Below are 14,415 nucleotides of genomic sequence, written 5' to 3'. Positions count from 1 at the left end.
TTTTTTATATAAGAAACGGAAAATGAATACTTTCCTTAATACTCATTGCTATTACTCTTAAATCATTTCATTGTGTTGCATTTACTACCGAGCTACCCGAGCGGGTCGTAGCGAAGAACACAGTATATTAAGTCGTCAATAGAAAGAAGTATTGGGGGGTTGTTGTTAACATTAAAACTGCGTGAAAAGCTGTTAACACCCATCACGCTTTACAGCGCAAAAAGGCTGGTGATTAAAAAATCACCAGCCGTCAGCCTAATTAGATTAAGCTGCGTTCTTGAGCTTGAACTTATTTAAGTTCAACAGAAGCGCCTGCTTCTTCAAGAGATTTTTTCAGAGCTTCAGCTTCGTCTTTGCTTGCGCCTTCTTTGATGGTCGCTGGAGCAGACTCTACCATATCTTTAGCTTCTTTCAGGCCAAGACCGGTTGCACCACGAACTGCTTTGATAACTGCAACTTTGTTACCGCCAACAGAAGCCAGAACAACGTCGAACTCAGTTTTTTCTTCAGCAGCTTCAGCTGGACCCGCAGCAACAGCAACAGCTGCAGCAGCAGAAACGCCGAATTTTTCTTCCATCATAGTAATCAGTTCAACAACGTCCATTACAGACATTTCTGCAACTGCATCAAGGATTTGGTCTTTAGTGATAGACATAACAAGTGTTCCTAAAATTCAGAAATAGTTTATACGTTAAAAAGCAACGAAGGAAAGGGCTTATGCAGCTTCTTTCTGATCGCGCAGAGCAGCCAGAGTACGAACCAATTTGCCTGCAGCGGCTTCTTTCATGGTTGACATCAGGCGTGCGATTGCTTCATCGTAAGTTGGGAGAGTTGCCAGACGATCGATATCTTTCGCTTGGATTAACTCACCTTCAAAGGCCGCAGCTTTAATCTCAAATGCTGGATTCGCTTTCGCGAACTCTTTGAACAGACGAGCAGCAGCGCCCGGGTGTTCGTTAGAGAAAGCAATTAAGGTTGGACCAACAAACGCGTCTTTCAGTACATCGTAAGAAGTACCTTCAACAGCACGGCGAATCAGTGTGTTACGAACAACACGAATATAAACGCCAGCTTCGCGACCTGCTTTACGCAGTTCAGTCATTTTTGCTACAGTTACGCCGCGTGAATCAGCAACAACTGCAGAAAGCGCGCCTTTGGCTACTTCGCTGACTTCAGCAACAATCGCTTGTTTGTCTTGAAGATTTAGTGCCATTAGCTTCTTGCTCCTGGATTAACCGGGAAACCCCCGGGACTCACATCACTCAGATACAACATGTATTTGAGCGCTAAAACACGGTGAGCAGAATCCAGAATAAAATTCTAGGTATCTCTGTCACCGTCTACGCAGGCAAATTAAGTAGTATTAGTTTAATAAACTACACCTGCGGTCTTGGACGGGGTCTGGAAAGGCCAGACTCCATACCGAAATTTGTGGTTTGTTGGGTACATTTTCATACCCAACAAACTCGAGGCGTCAAATTTTATACAAAATTGACGCAAAGGTAAAGCCTAATTACTGATTAGCTGTCGCTATAGCAATTAAATTGTTGCTGACAGACCAGCTTGGTCAATAGCAACACCTGCCCCCATAGTGGTAGACAGGCTAACTTTCTTGATGAAAACACCTTTAGCAGAAGCTGGTTTTGCTTTTTTCAGCGCGATCAGCAGTGCTTCTAAGTTTTCTTTCAGTTTGTCAGCGTCGAAATCAACTTTACCGATAGTGGTGTGGATGATTCCGTTTTTGTCGTTACGGTAACGAACCTGACCTGCTTTAGCGTTATTCACTGCTTCAGCAACGTTAGGTGTTACAGTACCCACTTTCGGGTTTGGCATCAGACCACGTGGGCCTAAAACTTGACCTAATTGGCCAACAACGCGCATTGCATCTGGAGAAGCAATAACAACGTCAAAGTCCATTTCGCCAGCTTTAATTTTATCAGCCAGATCTTCCATACCAACCAGTTCAGCGCCAGCAGCTTTAGCAGCTTCAGCGTTTGCACCTTGTGTGAATACGGCAACACGAACTGAACGGCCAGTACCGTGTGGCAGTACAGTTGCACCACGAACGTTCTGGTCAGATTTACGAGCATCGATGCCCAGGTTAACAGCAACGTCAACGCTTTCAACGAATTTAGCAGTCGCTAATTCTTTCAGCAGTGCAACGGCTTCAGTGATGTCGTACTGTTTAGTCGCATCAACTTTTTCACGGATATTGCGCATGCGCTTAGTCAGTTTAGCCATTGTCTTAGTCCTCCACAACCAGGCCCATGGAACGAGCAGTACCTTCGATTGAACGCATCATTGCGTCAACATCAGCACCAGTCATGTCCGCAGCTTTAGTTTCAGCGATTTCGCGAATCTGAGCAGAGGTCACTTTACCAACTTTGTCTTTGTTAGGCTTGCCTGAACCAGACTTAACGCCAGCTGCTTTTTTCAGCAGAACTGCTGCAGGTGGAGTTTTGGTAACGAAAGTGAAAGAACGGTCTGCATAAACAGTAATAACAACAGGAATTGGTAAACCTTTTTCCAGGCTGTCTGTTTTTGCGTTGAACGCTTTACAGAATTCCATGATGTTAACACCTTGTTGACCCAGAGCTGGACCAACTGGTGGACTTGGGTTCGCCATACCAGCTGCGACTTGCAACTTAACGTAGGCTTGAACTTTCTTAGCCATGATATTTCCTCTAGATGGGTGATAGCGCCTTACGGTTTGCAAGGCTCCCCGTTACATTAAACATGCCCCGCCTAAATAAGCTCAATTAAAAAGCAAAATGGGCAAAGCATAAAAACAAAAGGCGCGAAATTGTAGTCAAATTTCACGCCTTTTGCAAGTCAGTTTTATCGTTTAGATTAGGCTTTTTCGACTTGACCAAAATCCAATTCGACTGGAGTTGCACGACCGAAGATAGAAACAGAGACTTTTAAGCGGCTCTTTTCATAATCGATTTCTTCAACAACACCGTTAAAGTCAGCAAATGGACCTTCGCTAACGCGAACCATTTCACCGGGTTCAAACAGTGTTTTCGGACGTGGTTTATCACCAACTTGTTGCAAGCGGTTCATAATAGCATCAACTTCTTTATCGCTAATTGGTGCTGGACGATCTGAAGTCCCACCAATGAACCCCATTACACGAGGTACACTACGTACTAAGTGCCAAGAGTCATCATTCATGACCATTTGGACTAAGACATAGCCTGGGAAGAATTTACGTTCACTCTTACGGCGCTGACCGCTACGGATTTCAACAACTTCTTCTGTTGGAACCATAACTTCGCCAAAAGAATCTTCCATAGCATGTAATTTGATATGTTCACGTAAAGATTGTGCTACGCGACCTTCAAAACCAGAGAATGCCTGAATGACATACCAGCGCTTTTTAGGTGAATCGGACATTTAGAATAACCTCAGGCTTGTAATAAATGAAACTAAACGCACCAGGATACCATCTAATCCCCACAGTATTAATGACATTACAGCCGTTACTGCGGCAACAATTAAAGTCGTTTGTAATGTTTCCTGGCGAGTAGGCCAAATGACTTTTCTCATCTCGATGCGAGCTTCGCGTGCAAACGCCAGTGTTGCTTTACCTTTTGTTGTCCATAAAGCGACAGCACCTGCAATAGCGACCACAGCCACAACTGCAAAAGCACGCAGCGCGAGATTATATTGACGGAAGTAATAGTTGCCAACAATTGCAATTATTAATAGGGCACAGACAATGACCCACTTGAAAATGTCTGCACTGCGTCCACTTCCTTGAGCTTCGCTATTCGCACTCATAATTCAACCTGTTACCATGAAGTATGTACAAAGCCTGTTTGTTTACAAAGGTAAAACAATCAAGCCAAACCAATAGAATATGCCAACATATCCCTCAATCACTACAAACTAAGCCTGCAAAATTTAATTGGGATATCAATAACATCACCTGCGAGTTAAAGCAATTAGCCTTGTTAATGGAGGTAATTAGCGGTATTTGTTCTGCAAATACAACCATTGCAGCCACATTCTATTTCGCAAGTACTATTCGTTCGTCAGTACTTTCCATTTCACAAGTGCTATCCATTCCGCAGGAATTTCAGCATGCTCAGTAAATTTTCAGCCACGCCAATAAGAAAAATTAGGTTCTTTTTGTGGCAGCGGTAAAATATACCATATCTTCTGAGCAAAACCTTAATAAATCTCATATAACTGCGTAAAGGAGCCAACGCAATTATTAATTCGTTGTTTCAGAGCCTATCTCACCAATAATTATTTACAAATGATTGATGAGATAGGTTCTTAATTTTGCAACGTATAAAAAGGACGTCTATAAGACGCCCTTTTTACTAAGTAGTTCTTTCTTATTCAGAAAGAGCGGTATTATGCAATGATTTTTGCAACAACACCCGCACCTACAGTACGGCCACCTTCACGGATTGCGAAACGTAAACCGTCGTCCATCGCGATTGGGTGGATCAGGGTAACGATCATGTTGATGTTATCACCTGGCATTACCATCTCTACGCCTTCTGGCAGTTCGATAGTACCGGTTACGTCAGTTGTACGGAAGTAGAACTGTGGACGGTAACCTTTGAAGAATGGAGTATGACGACCACCTTCATCTTTGCTCAGGATATAAACTTCTGATTCGAATTGGGTGTGTGGCTTGATTGAACCTGGTTTAGCCAGGACTTGACCACGTTCGATTTCTTCACGCTTAGTACCACGCAGCAGAACACCAACGTTCTCACCCGCACGACCTTCGTCCAGTAATTTACGGAACATTTCAACGCCAGTACAAGTTGTTTTTGCTGTTGGTTTGATACCAACGATTTCAACTTCTTCACCAACTTTGATGATACCGCGCTCAACACGACCTGTAACAACTGTACCACGACCTGAAATTGAGAACACGTCTTCAATTGGCAGCAGGAATGGTTTGTCAATTGCACGCTCTGGCTCTGGGATGTAGCTGTCTAAGTGCTCAGCTAATTCAACAATTTTCGCTTCCCACTCTGGAACACCTTCCAGCGCTTTCAGAGCTGAACCGCGAACAACTGGAGTGTCGTCGCCTGGGAAGTCGTACTGAGACAGTAACTCACGAACTTCCATTTCAACTAATTCTAACAGTTCTTCGTCATCAACCATGTCACATTTGTTCAGGAACACGATGATGTAAGGAACGCCAACCTGACGACCTAACAGGATGTGCTCACGAGTTTGTGGCATTGGGCCATCAGTCGCAGCAACAACCAGAATTGCACCGTCCATCTGCGCAGCACCAGTGATCATGTTTTTAACATAGTCGGCGTGTCCTGGGCAGTCTACGTGTGCGTAGTGGCGAGTTGGGGTGTCGTACTCTACGTGAGAAGTAGAGATAGTGATACCACGCGCTTTTTCTTCTGGTGCGTTATCGATTTGGTCGAATGCACGCGCGTTACCGCCGTAAGTTTTAGCCAGAACAGTAGTGATTGCTGCTGTCAGGGTAGTTTTACCGTGGTCAACGTGGCCGATAGTACCAACGTTAACGTGCGGTTTTGAACGTTCAAATTTTTCTTTAGACACGACTCTATTCCTTATGGAGTTCCCTCTTCACGATAAAGAAGGAACTTAAATTAAAGTAGTTAACCGATTAAAATCGATTATTTAGCGTTACGAGCTTCGATAACAGCCTGTGCAACGTTGTTTGGTGCTTCATTGTACTTCAGGAACTCCATAGAGTATGAAGCACGACCTTGTGTCTGAGAACGCAGGTCAGTAGCATAACCGAACATTTCGGACAATGGTACTTGTGCACGAACGACTTTACCAGTAGGCAGGTCATCCATACCTTCAATCATACCACGACGACGGTTCAGGTCACCAATAACATCACCCATGTAGTCTTCTGGTGTTTCCACTTCGACTTTCATGATTGGCTCAAGCAGAACAGGTTTCGCTTTTTTGAAGCCATCTTTAAACGCGATTGAAGCCGCAAGTTTAAATGCCAGTTCAGATGAGTCAACATCATGGTATGAACCGAAATGCAGACGAACACCCATGTTAACAACAGGGTAACCCGCTAATGGGCCAGATTTCAGCTGCTCTTGGATACCTTTATCAACCGCAGGGATGTATTCAGTAGGGATTACACCACCTTTGATTTCGTTGATAAATTCGTAATCCATTGGCTGGCCGTCTTTATCGTTTTTGTCCAGAGGGAACATATCGATAACGACATGACCGTACTGACCACGACCACCAGACTGTTTCGCGTGTTTACCTTCGATATCAGTCACTTTAGCAGTGATTGCTTCACGGTAAGCAACTTGAGGTTTACCAACGTTCGCTTCAACTTTAAATTCACGACGCATACGGTCAACCAGAACGTCTAAGTGCAATTCACCCATACCAGCGATGATAGTCTGATTAGTCTCTTCATCACTTGATACGCGGAAAGATGGGTCTTCTTGAGCCAGACGGCCTAATGCGATACCCATTTTTTCTTGGTCAGCTTTCGTTTTTGGTTCAATTGCAACAGAGATTACTGGCTCTGGGAATTCCATACGCTCCAGGATGATTGGTGCATCAACTGCACATAAAGTATCACCTGTAGTTACGTCTTTCAGACCGATAGCCGCCGCGATATCACCAGCGCGAACTTCTTTAATCTCTTCACGTTTGTTAGCGTGCATCTGTACGATACGACCAAAACGTTCTTTCTTCGCTTTAACTGCGTTCAATACTGTGTCACCTGAGTTAACAACACCAGAGTAAACACGGAAGAACGTTAAGTTACCAACAAATGGGTCAGTTGCAATTTTAAATGCTAATGATGAGAATGGCTCATCATCACTTGCGTGACGCTCTGCTGGTGTGTCTTTACCATCGTCCAGAATACCATTAATTGCAGGTACATCTGTTGGCGCAGGTAAGTAATCAACAACTGCATCCAGCATTGCCTGAACACCTTTGTTCTTAAACGCAGAACCACAGGTAACCAGGATAATTTCGCTAGCAAGAACACGTTGACGTAATGCAGCTTTAATTTCTGCTTCAGTCAGTTCTTCACCGCCCAGATATTTTTCCATCAGTTCTTCTGATGCTTCTGCTGCGGTTTCAATCAGGTTGTTGTGCCACTCTTCAGCTGCTTCTTGCATGTTCGCAGGGATATCTTCGTATTCGAAGGTAACACCTTGGTCTTCATCGCTCCACTTGATTGCTTTCATTTTCAGCAAGTCAACAACACCTGTGAACGCTTCTTCTGCGCCAACTGGTAATTGTAATGGAACTGCATTAGCTGCTAAACGAGTTTTTAATTGCTCAACAACACGTAAGAAGTTCGCACCCATACGGTCCATTTTGTTAACGAACGCAATACGTGGAACTTTATATTTGTTAGCCTGACGCCATACAGTTTCAGACTGTGGCTGAACACCACCAACCGCACAGTAAACCATTACTGCGCCATCAAGAACACGCATAGAACGTTCTACTTCGATAGTGAAGTCAACGTGCCCTGGGGTGTCGATGATATTGATACGGTGTGGCTCATACTGTTTTGCCATACCAGACCAGAATGCAGTAGTCGCTGCAGATGTGATAGTAATACCACGCTCTTGCTCCTGCTCCATCCAGTCCATTGTTGCAGAACCTTCGTGAGTTTCACCAATTTTATGGTTTACACCAGTATAGAACAGAATACGTTCAGAAGTTGTGGTCTTACCGGCGTCGATGTGTGCACTGATACCGATATTACGATAACGTGCTATGGGCGTTTGACGGGCCATTTTTTCCTCTCTCGTGGGCGTTCAATGCTTCATATAAAGGGTAGCAGAAGGCTACCCTGAGATACATCACTAAAGTGGGTAAAAAATTACCAACGGTAGTGTGCGAACGCCTTGTTAGCTTCTGCCATACGGTGAACGTCTTCACGTTTCTTAACAGCGGAACCTTTGTTTTCAGCAGCGTCTGATAATTCATTTGCCAGGCGAAGTGCCATAGATTTATCACCGCGTTTACGAGCAGCATCAACGATCCAACGCATTGCCAGGGCATTACGACGAACCGGGCGAACTTCAACTGGAACTTGGTAAGTTGAACCACCAACACGGCGGGATTTAACTTCCACAGTCGGACGCACGTTATCCAGTGCTAATTCGAATGCATCAAGTTCAGTTTTACCAGAACGCTGAGCAAGAGTCTCAAGAGCGTTATATACGATTGCTTCAGCAGTAGATTTTTTCCCGTCTACCATCAGGATATTGACAAATTTGGCCAGTAATTCTGATCCGAACTTAGGATCTGGAAGAATTTTACGTTGACCTATTACGCGACGACGTGGCATGGATATGACTCCGTTGTTAATTCAGGTTTGTCCAAAACTCTACGAGAGTATTTTGACATTAAGATTAAAATGTTTGGCCTTACTTAACGGAAATCCATTAAGCCTTAGGTTTTTTCGCGCCGTATTTAGAACGAGCTTGTTTACGGTCTTTAACACCAGAACAGTCCAGTGCACCGCGAACGGTGTGATAACGCACACCTGGCAAGTCTTTAACACGACCGCCACGGATCAGGATTACGGAGTGTTCCTGCAAGTTGTGGCCTTCACCACCGATGTAGGAAGAAACTTCGAAACCGTTAGTTAAACGAACACGGCATACTTTACGTAATGCTGAGTTTGGTTTTTTAGGAGTGGTAGTATATACACGAGTACATACGCCACGTTTTTGCGGGCAAGCTTCCAGTGCTGGAACGTTGCTTTTAACAACTTTCGAGCTACGAGATTTGCGTACCAGCTGATTAATAGTTGCCATTATTAAAAAAGCTCCTGGTTTTTTGCTTCGTAAACACGGATTTTGACCTCGTTCGCCAACATGACGATACACGAGGACGCGAAATTTTATTGCCGACTGAGTCAGGTGTCAAGAAATATACAACTTTTAGTGCCTTTATAGGGCAAAATGTTGCTTTTGGACTTCTGTTAGTTTCACAAAACCTTGATATGTGATCACAGAAACGGCGGATGACAGGGTATTTTGTAACCCTCGAGCGTTGACATCGACATCCAACGCATACAATTGTGCCCCCGTTTTTTGTAATGCATCAAGGTGAGGTGACTGGGATATTGCAGTAGCCACACCATCTTGCATCAATAAAACCGCGTCTTTGTCTGTAATTAAACGGAGTATTGCCGCAAAATCACACTTAAACGGAGATGTTGCTAATGTATAAAGCATAGAAACGATCCTACTATAGATCAAAATGCAACCCAAGCTTAAAATACGAACAATTGATCAAAATTTCAACACCACATCGCAATCGGCTATTTTTTGCTGAATTTCAAGCGCGCTAAGAATTTTAGGCGTAACAACATACTCATTTTGTTCGGGTAACCCACGCTCCTGAAGGGATTGTTGACAAAGATAAATATTTTCAATGTCATATAACGGCAGTATTTTAAAGGTTGCAATGTAGTCCCGTGCAAGAATGGCTTTAGGTTGTTGGTTTGCGAGAAGTTGAAAAATGCCATCTGAAATAAAAAATACTTCAATCTCATCGGTTAATGCAGAGGTTGCCAGTAACGCATCCAACCCTTCTCGCCCACTGGCACTTCCATGGGGCATTGTCATAAAAACGAAGGCGATTTTTTTCACGGGATACCTTACTTGCTTAAAATTGAAGGGTTCTATCGGTTGTCATCATAGCTTCAGCAAGGCTACCCAACCCACTCATGATAAACCCATCAGCTAAGTTATTAACGGGTAAAGATAAGCTTTTAGCCTGTTCTTGGTCAACTACCCCACGCCGTAAGGCAGCAGAAACGCAAATGTGCATTTCACAGCCTGCTTCTTTAGCTAATTGCTGCCAAGCAGCGAGCAAATCAAATTCGTCCGTTGCAGGGGAGGTGAGTAAGTTTGCGTTCAGAACACCTTCACGATAAAAAAACACGGTCTTTAACGTGTGCCCTTCTGCAAGAAGGGCTTTGGCAAATTGATACGCACTTGCAGCTTGCTGTGTCCCATACGCTGGGCCTGTCACTAAAATACAGTACGTTAATGGATTGGCGCGACTCATTCACCACTCTTAAACTGACGAATATACAAATAAACGGTATGTTTGGAGATATTTAAACGATCGGCCACTTGGTTAATCGCATCTTTGATATCGAAAATACCTTTTTCATAAAGATTCAGAACCACTTGTTTATTCTTTGCATTATTCGAGACATTACGGTCGGCCCCCACTTCCTCGATCGTGTACTCTAATGTTTGAGCCACTAAGTCATCGACAGAAGAAGCAAAGTTTACATCTGAAGTCACTTCTTGTTTTGTTTCAGGGACAAACGATTGAATAATTTCTGAGAATGGTACATCCAAGTTCATATTGATGCACAGTAAACCAATGACACGCTGCTTGCGGTTACGGATTGCGATTGTCACTGATTTCATTAAATCACCGCTTTTCGCTTTGGTAAAATAGGCTTTAGAAACACTAGACTCTTCATCTGCCATATCATGCAACATGCGCAGTGCTAAATCCGTAATTGGCGAGCCAATTTTACGCCCTGTATGCTGACCATTCGCAATTCTCACCGCAGAACAGTTTAGGTCTTCCAATGAGTGAAGCACAATTTCACAGTGGCCACCAATCAACATGGCTAAGCCATCAACCGCCGCTTCATATGATTTTAGGATCTCGTGGTCAGTCTCAGCAAAAGGTTGATTATCAAGTATATTTATATCGCTGAGGTCGTGTGACGGTAAAGAATCTGACATTTTCAACATCATCCTTCTAATGTAAACATTTCATCCAGTTGACTAATAAGGCATTCATTATTCGACTAATTTGCCTTTATTGCACCGCGTATAATCAACAATTGTGATGATAAAAAATAAAATTGAGTCTTGTGAAGTTAAAACTCCAAGACGCTGCCGTCAAGCGAATGAATGCAAGACAGTCTGTTTTATCACAAGTTTTAAACAATTTGGGGATTTTTTTCACAGAAAATTCATCAAGGTTAACCTTTATTGCCGCTATCAGGATGTTACTTACCTAAAATTCACTCATCAGCTTTGACTTAGTATAATCTATAATGAAATAAACTTAGCCCGTTTGTAACTCAATATAAATATACTATTCGCTGTCATCCGTTTTTATTAAAAATAGATTAAACCAACCCAACTCTATTAACTCAATAATAAAATTACAATCATTTATGGTTTTACTTAATTAAAATAAAATAATAACATCACACATCCAACATTGAATTAATAACCAAACAATATTACTTAAAAACTATATTAACCCGTAAGGTTTCTCATGTTTAACTATAAACCCTTCATTCTAATTATTTACTTTCTAATAGTTTCATTTAATGGAATATACGACTTATTACTGTTCATCACTGGCTCTATCACGATACATCTTGATAAAATAACTCTCTATTCAATAGCGTTTACTTTACTGATCACTGTCATGCGCTCACTACTACTTACCCTTACGTTTAATTATTCACTACATATTAAATCCATATTTAAACGTACTTTTATATTAGCCATTTCATTAACATTAATAATTGATGCTGTTAATCTTTTTGTTTTCTATCTGTCAAATATAGATATTTCATATTTTACTCCTTTCCATATCATTAGAAACTCACCTAAAACATTTATCTTTTTAACGGTATTACCCACTGTGCTTTCTTTATTTTTAAATAAGGAGCTTTCATGGCAGGAAACAAAGATATCTTAATTTTCGCTCAATTTGGTAAATGGTCTAATTGGTAGCCGATTCAATCTTACATTGGTAAACATAAATACACTGTCTCGTATGATTTTAGAGATCCTTTAACAATGGGGCCTTTTGATGTGCAAATTAAGTTTATGAATGGCCTTAATACATCCACCGTACAAACGTTAGGCCCAAGAAACCATACAATTGAAGGCGATGGCGCTGGAAGTGATTATATTCGATTAAGAGGATATGCGCCTCTTGGTTCAACGATTGTTGTGACTGTACCTAATTGATGAAGAGTACATATAAACAAAAAAGCCTAAGACACGAATGCCTTAGGCCTTATCACAACTAAAATCTATTTTATTTAGCTGCTGGTTTGATATCTAGTAATTCAACATCAAAGACTAAAGTTGAGTTAGCTGGGATACCCGGTACGCCGTTTTCGCCATAGGCTAAATCCGCAGGGATCACTAACTGCATTTTGCCGCCTTTTTTCAGGTTAACTAAACCTTCAGTCCAACCTTTAATAACAGAGTTTAATGGAATAGTCAGTGGCTCGTTACGTGAATAAGAGCTATCGAACTCAGTACCATCAATCAAAGAACCTTTGTAGTGAACCACAACGGTTTCATCCGCTTTCGGTTTTGCACCTGTACCCTCTTTTTCAATTTTGTACAGTAAACCTGATTTGGTTTTCACTACGCCTTTTTCTTTGGCATATTTTTCACGAAATTCAGCACCTTTTTTCTCATTGCTGATGGATTCGTCTTTCATTTTTTTATCGGCAGCCGCTTTAACTTGCCCTTCGAACTGACGCAGAGTTTCTTCAACTTCTGCATCGGTCATTTTGCTTTTACCGTTAAATGCATCTTGAACACCCGCCAGCAATTGTGCGTTATCCAAGTTAATACCAATGTTTTTTTGTTCTTCTAATGAATTTTGCATGTAGCGACCTAAAGAAGCACCCAGTGCATACGCATTGCGCTCTTCTGCATTTTTAAATGCGCTACTTTGAGCTTTGGCTTCCGCTGCCATAACTTGCGGAGCAGTGAAAGTAAGTGCCAACGTTGTTGCCAGAAGACTTGCCTTAAACAGTGATTTCATCCTAATCTCCGATGATTTTTATTCGAACTTATTTTTGAACAGTCAACTTGGTGTTAACCATTCATTTTATAATAATGGTTCCAATGCTTTGGAGGCTCATTATTTATTTACATAGAAACAGTATAATCATTTCTTCAGACAACATTAACAAAAAGAGGTTTCATCGCCTATATATTTAACTAAAACTTATCTGTTGATTTGTAATGTTCGGTTATTATGATGGTTTAATTATGAAGAAAACGCCAAAGGAGAGTCGAAAATGGACTCATCTCAAACATTCGAACACCGTTTAGAGCTTCTGGAAAGTAAAGTCGCTTTCCAAGAATTGGCCATGGAGCAGCTTAATCAGGTGATTACTGATCAGCAAATGCAACTAACACGGATGCAAGAACATTTACGCATCGTGACAGAAAGACTGAAATCCTCGCAAGATAGCCACTTAGCGCGACCTGAAGAAGAAACACCACCGCCGCATTATTAATAGCGACAAAAAAAGGAAGCATAAGCTTCCTGAGGTTGTTGACAAAGTGGGATAAAAGCGTGGTTTTCCCACTTTGTGTTATCAGGCGAAAATCAATATATTGATTTTCCTTGTTTATTTTCAAAACCTATCCAACCTGCCGCCAAACATGTTATGTTTGTCAGCAGTCTGAAAGGAAGCATAAGCTTCCTTTTTAAAAAAACTTTTAACAAACGCTAATACATCGTATTAGTGGCAACCGCAGCCGCCGTGTTTGTGACCGTGGCCATGGCCTTCACCACCACCGCAGCAACCACCTTCTGAACCGTGACCATGACCACCACCACAGCAGCCACCTTCGTGACCGTGATCATGATCGTGACCATCAGCGCCATGGACGTGACCGTGAGCGATTTCTTCTTCAGTTGCTTCACGGATCCCCATGATTTCAACATTAAATTTCAGGTTTTGACCTGCTAACATGTGGTTACCGTCAACGATAACTTCGTCGCCTTCAATTCCTGTGATTTCAACAGGAACAGGCCCCATATCAGTATCAGCTAAGAAACGCATACCCACTTCCAGCTCATCAACGCCCATAAAGACATCTTTAGGAACGCGTTGAACTAAGTTGTCATCGTATTGACCGTATGCATCGTCAGAGGCGACTTCAACATCGAAGTTTTCACCAACAGAACGACCTTCTAACGCTTTTTCCAGACCCGAAATTAAAGAACCACGACCGTGCAAATAGTCTAGTGGCGCGCTTGCCGGGGACTCATCAACTAAAACACCGTCTTCTGTTCTTACTTGATAAGCCAAGCTGACCACCAAGTCTTTTGCTACTTTCATGATATCTCCTACTACCCGTAAGGGGAAAAATTTTTGCCAATTGTACCGAAAAACAATGATGATGTATTGAGAATTGACAAAATTCTCTTATTCAGGTGTAAAAATACCAATTACCTGCTCTTTTTGTCTCACGTGTTCGGTGGCAGCCTCCCCCGCTTGACGTTGCTGATGACCGCAATTGACGCATTCGACTACATCAATTTTATCTTCACGCCACATCATCAATGTATCTTGTGATTGGCATTTCGGGCAGGTTGCCCCTGCAATAAAACGCTTACGTGTTGAAGCCATGT

The 14,415-nt window shown here is 42.3% G+C and carries 20 protein-coding genes; 3 read left to right on the top strand and 17 right to left on the bottom strand.

What is annotated here, in order from left to right; translation table 11 throughout:
• Nucleotides 1–289 precede the first annotated feature (289 nt).
• From rplL to secE, 6 genes are all read right to left on the bottom strand, one after another.
• A complete protein-coding gene (gene rplL / locus AB6N04_RS18350) occupies nt 290–655 on the bottom strand; it encodes a 50S ribosomal protein L7/L12 (protein ID WP_369309660.1) in 366 nt (121 codons plus the stop codon).
• A gap of 60 nt (nt 656–715) precedes the next feature.
• Nucleotides 716–1,213, bottom strand: a complete 498-nt coding sequence (rplJ, locus tag AB6N04_RS18345) for a 50S ribosomal protein L10 (RefSeq protein ID WP_369309659.1) — start codon at nt 1,211–1,213, stop codon at nt 716–718.
• A 326-nt stretch (nt 1,214–1,539) separates the two neighbouring features.
• On the bottom strand, nt 1,540–2,241 hold the full coding sequence (gene rplA / locus AB6N04_RS18340; RefSeq protein ID WP_369309658.1) for a 50S ribosomal protein L1: 702 nt from the start codon (nt 2,239–2,241) through the stop codon (nt 1,540–1,542).
• Between the two features lie 4 nt (nt 2,242–2,245).
• The gene (gene rplK, locus AB6N04_RS18335; RefSeq protein ID WP_004264379.1) at nt 2,246–2,674 is read right to left on the bottom strand and encodes a 50S ribosomal protein L11; all 429 of its coding nucleotides are present in this window, start codon (nt 2,672–2,674) and stop codon (nt 2,246–2,248) included.
• A 176-nt stretch (nt 2,675–2,850) separates the two neighbouring features.
• Nucleotides 2,851–3,396 carry a transcription termination/antitermination protein NusG gene (nusG, locus tag AB6N04_RS18330; RefSeq protein ID WP_004264378.1) on the bottom strand — a complete coding sequence of 182 codons (546 nt, stop codon included), beginning with the start codon at nt 3,394–3,396 and terminating at the stop codon, nt 2,851–2,853.
• Nucleotides 3,397–3,783 carry a preprotein translocase subunit SecE gene (gene secE / locus AB6N04_RS18325; protein WP_369309657.1) on the bottom strand — a complete coding sequence of 129 codons (387 nt, stop codon included), beginning with the start codon at nt 3,781–3,783 and terminating at the stop codon, nt 3,397–3,399.
• Nucleotides 3,784–3,806: 23 nt separating this feature from the next.
• Here secE and AB6N04_RS18320 point away from each other — a divergent pair, with 23 nt between their 5' ends.
• The gene (locus AB6N04_RS18320) at nt 3,807–4,097 is read left to right on the top strand and encodes a hypothetical protein (RefSeq protein ID WP_369309656.1); all 291 of its coding nucleotides are present in this window, start codon (nt 3,807–3,809) and stop codon (nt 4,095–4,097) included.
• Nucleotides 4,098–4,365: 268 nt separating this feature from the next.
• Here the strand turns inward: AB6N04_RS18320 and tuf are convergent, their stop codons facing one another.
• From tuf to AB6N04_RS18280, 8 genes are all read right to left on the bottom strand, one after another.
• Entirely contained in the window at nt 4,366–5,550 is a 1,185-nt protein-coding gene (gene tuf / locus AB6N04_RS18315) for an elongation factor Tu (RefSeq protein WP_369309140.1), read from the bottom strand.
• A 77-nt stretch (nt 5,551–5,627) separates the two neighbouring features.
• The gene (gene fusA, locus AB6N04_RS18310; protein WP_369309655.1) at nt 5,628–7,754 is read right to left on the bottom strand and encodes an elongation factor G; all 2,127 of its coding nucleotides are present in this window, start codon (nt 7,752–7,754) and stop codon (nt 5,628–5,630) included.
• A gap of 86 nt (nt 7,755–7,840) precedes the next feature.
• Nucleotides 7,841–8,311: a 30S ribosomal protein S7 gene (rpsG, locus tag AB6N04_RS18305; protein WP_004262486.1), complete on the bottom strand. Its 471-nt coding sequence runs from the start codon at nt 8,309–8,311 to the stop codon at nt 7,841–7,843.
• A gap of 97 nt (nt 8,312–8,408) precedes the next feature.
• A complete protein-coding gene (gene rpsL / locus AB6N04_RS18300) occupies nt 8,409–8,783 on the bottom strand; it encodes a 30S ribosomal protein S12 (protein ID WP_004265905.1) in 375 nt (124 codons plus the stop codon).
• Nucleotides 8,784–8,918: 135 nt separating this feature from the next.
• Nucleotides 8,919–9,206: a sulfurtransferase complex subunit TusB gene (gene tusB / locus AB6N04_RS18295; protein ID WP_369309654.1), complete on the bottom strand. Its 288-nt coding sequence runs from the start codon at nt 9,204–9,206 to the stop codon at nt 8,919–8,921.
• Nucleotides 9,207–9,263: 57 nt separating this feature from the next.
• Nucleotides 9,264–9,623: a sulfurtransferase complex subunit TusC gene (gene tusC / locus AB6N04_RS18290; protein ID WP_369309653.1), complete on the bottom strand. Its 360-nt coding sequence runs from the start codon at nt 9,621–9,623 to the stop codon at nt 9,264–9,266.
• Nucleotides 9,624–9,639: 16 nt separating this feature from the next.
• Nucleotides 9,640–10,044: a sulfurtransferase complex subunit TusD gene (gene tusD / locus AB6N04_RS18285; protein ID WP_369309652.1), complete on the bottom strand. Its 405-nt coding sequence runs from the start codon at nt 10,042–10,044 to the stop codon at nt 9,640–9,642.
• Nucleotides 10,041–10,745: a transcriptional regulator gene (locus AB6N04_RS18280; RefSeq protein WP_369309651.1), complete on the bottom strand. Its 705-nt coding sequence runs from the start codon at nt 10,743–10,745 to the stop codon at nt 10,041–10,043. Before AB6N04_RS18280 ends, tusD begins: the two co-directional genes overlap by 4 nt.
• Before the next feature lie 1,014 nt (nt 10,746–11,759).
• Between AB6N04_RS18280 and AB6N04_RS18275 the strand changes: the two genes are divergently transcribed.
• Nucleotides 11,760–11,996 (top strand): colicin Z C-terminal domain-related protein, encoded by a 237-nt coding sequence (locus AB6N04_RS18275; protein WP_369312173.1) that lies wholly within the window; start codon nt 11,760–11,762, stop codon nt 11,994–11,996.
• Nucleotides 11,997–12,066: 70 nt separating this feature from the next.
• Here AB6N04_RS18275 and fkpA read toward each other — a convergent pair whose 3' ends face one another.
• Nucleotides 12,067–12,810 carry an FKBP-type peptidyl-prolyl cis-trans isomerase gene (gene fkpA / locus AB6N04_RS18270; RefSeq protein WP_369309650.1) on the bottom strand — a complete coding sequence of 248 codons (744 nt, stop codon included), beginning with the start codon at nt 12,808–12,810 and terminating at the stop codon, nt 12,067–12,069.
• Nucleotides 12,811–13,069: 259 nt separating this feature from the next.
• Between fkpA and AB6N04_RS18265 the strand changes: the two genes are divergently transcribed.
• Nucleotides 13,070–13,291, top strand: a complete 222-nt coding sequence (locus AB6N04_RS18265) for a SlyX family protein (RefSeq protein WP_369309649.1) — start codon at nt 13,070–13,072, stop codon at nt 13,289–13,291.
• A gap of 228 nt (nt 13,292–13,519) precedes the next feature.
• On the opposite strand, the gene slyD is transcribed toward AB6N04_RS18265, so the two are convergent.
• Together slyD and AB6N04_RS18255 are read right to left on the bottom strand one after the other, a co-directional pair.
• Nucleotides 13,520–14,122, bottom strand: a complete 603-nt coding sequence (slyD, locus tag AB6N04_RS18260; RefSeq protein ID WP_369309648.1) for a peptidylprolyl isomerase — start codon at nt 14,120–14,122, stop codon at nt 13,520–13,522.
• A gap of 87 nt (nt 14,123–14,209) precedes the next feature.
• Nucleotides 14,210–14,413 carry a YheV family putative zinc ribbon protein gene (locus AB6N04_RS18255; protein WP_369309647.1) on the bottom strand — a complete coding sequence of 68 codons (204 nt, stop codon included), beginning with the start codon at nt 14,411–14,413 and terminating at the stop codon, nt 14,210–14,212.
• Nucleotides 14,414–14,415 lie beyond the last annotated feature (2 nt).

Origin of the sequence: Providencia rettgeri, assembly GCF_041075285.1 — a bacterium.
Classification (GTDB): Bacteria; Pseudomonadota; Gammaproteobacteria; order Enterobacterales; family Enterobacteriaceae; genus Providencia; species Providencia rettgeri_G.
Note: the sequence above shows the minus strand (reverse complement) of the source record. Positions and strands in the feature narration are given on the sequence as shown.

What these genes read in the sequence shown, in the direction of transcription:
- rplL (WP_369309660.1), bottom strand. Translation starts at nt 655, where the DNA reads ATGTCTATCACTAAAGACCAAATCCTTGATGCAGTTGCAGAAATGTCT.
- rplJ (WP_369309659.1), bottom strand. Translation starts at nt 1,213, where the DNA reads ATGGCACTAAATCTTCAAGACAAACAAGCGATTGTTGCTGAAGTCAGC.
- rplA (WP_369309658.1), bottom strand. Translation starts at nt 2,241, where the DNA reads ATGGCTAAACTGACTAAGCGCATGCGCAATATCCGTGAAAAAGTTGAT.
- rplK (WP_004264379.1), bottom strand. Translation starts at nt 2,674, where the DNA reads ATGGCTAAGAAAGTTCAAGCCTACGTTAAGTTGCAAGTCGCAGCTGGT.
- nusG (WP_004264378.1), bottom strand. Translation starts at nt 3,396, where the DNA reads ATGTCCGATTCACCTAAAAAGCGCTGGTATGTCATTCAGGCATTCTCT.
- secE (WP_369309657.1), bottom strand. Translation starts at nt 3,783, where the DNA reads ATGAGTGCGAATAGCGAAGCTCAAGGAAGTGGACGCAGTGCAGACATT.
- AB6N04_RS18320 (WP_369309656.1), top strand. Translation starts at nt 3,807, where the DNA reads ATGTACAAAGCCTGTTTGTTTACAAAGGTAAAACAATCAAGCCAAACC.
- fusA (WP_369309655.1), bottom strand. Translation starts at nt 7,754, where the DNA reads ATGGCCCGTCAAACGCCCATAGCACGTTATCGTAATATCGGTATCAGT.
- rpsG (WP_004262486.1), bottom strand. Translation starts at nt 8,311, where the DNA reads ATGCCACGTCGTCGCGTAATAGGTCAACGTAAAATTCTTCCAGATCCT.
- rpsL (WP_004265905.1), bottom strand. Translation starts at nt 8,783, where the DNA reads ATGGCAACTATTAATCAGCTGGTACGCAAATCTCGTAGCTCGAAAGTT.
- tusB (WP_369309654.1), bottom strand. Translation starts at nt 9,206, where the DNA reads ATGCTTTATACATTAGCAACATCTCCGTTTAAGTGTGATTTTGCGGCA.
- tusD (WP_369309652.1), bottom strand. Translation starts at nt 10,044, where the DNA reads ATGAGTCGCGCCAATCCATTAACGTACTGTATTTTAGTGACAGGCCCA.
- AB6N04_RS18280 (WP_369309651.1), bottom strand. Translation starts at nt 10,745, where the DNA reads ATGTCAGATTCTTTACCGTCACACGACCTCAGCGATATAAATATACTT.
- fkpA (WP_369309650.1), bottom strand. Translation starts at nt 12,810, where the DNA reads ATGAAATCACTGTTTAAGGCAAGTCTTCTGGCAACAACGTTGGCACTT.
- AB6N04_RS18265 (WP_369309649.1), top strand. Translation starts at nt 13,070, where the DNA reads ATGGACTCATCTCAAACATTCGAACACCGTTTAGAGCTTCTGGAAAGT.
- slyD (WP_369309648.1), bottom strand. Translation starts at nt 14,122, where the DNA reads ATGAAAGTAGCAAAAGACTTGGTGGTCAGCTTGGCTTATCAAGTAAGA.
- AB6N04_RS18255 (WP_369309647.1), bottom strand. Translation starts at nt 14,413, where the DNA reads ATGGCTTCAACACGTAAGCGTTTTATTGCAGGGGCAACCTGCCCGAAA.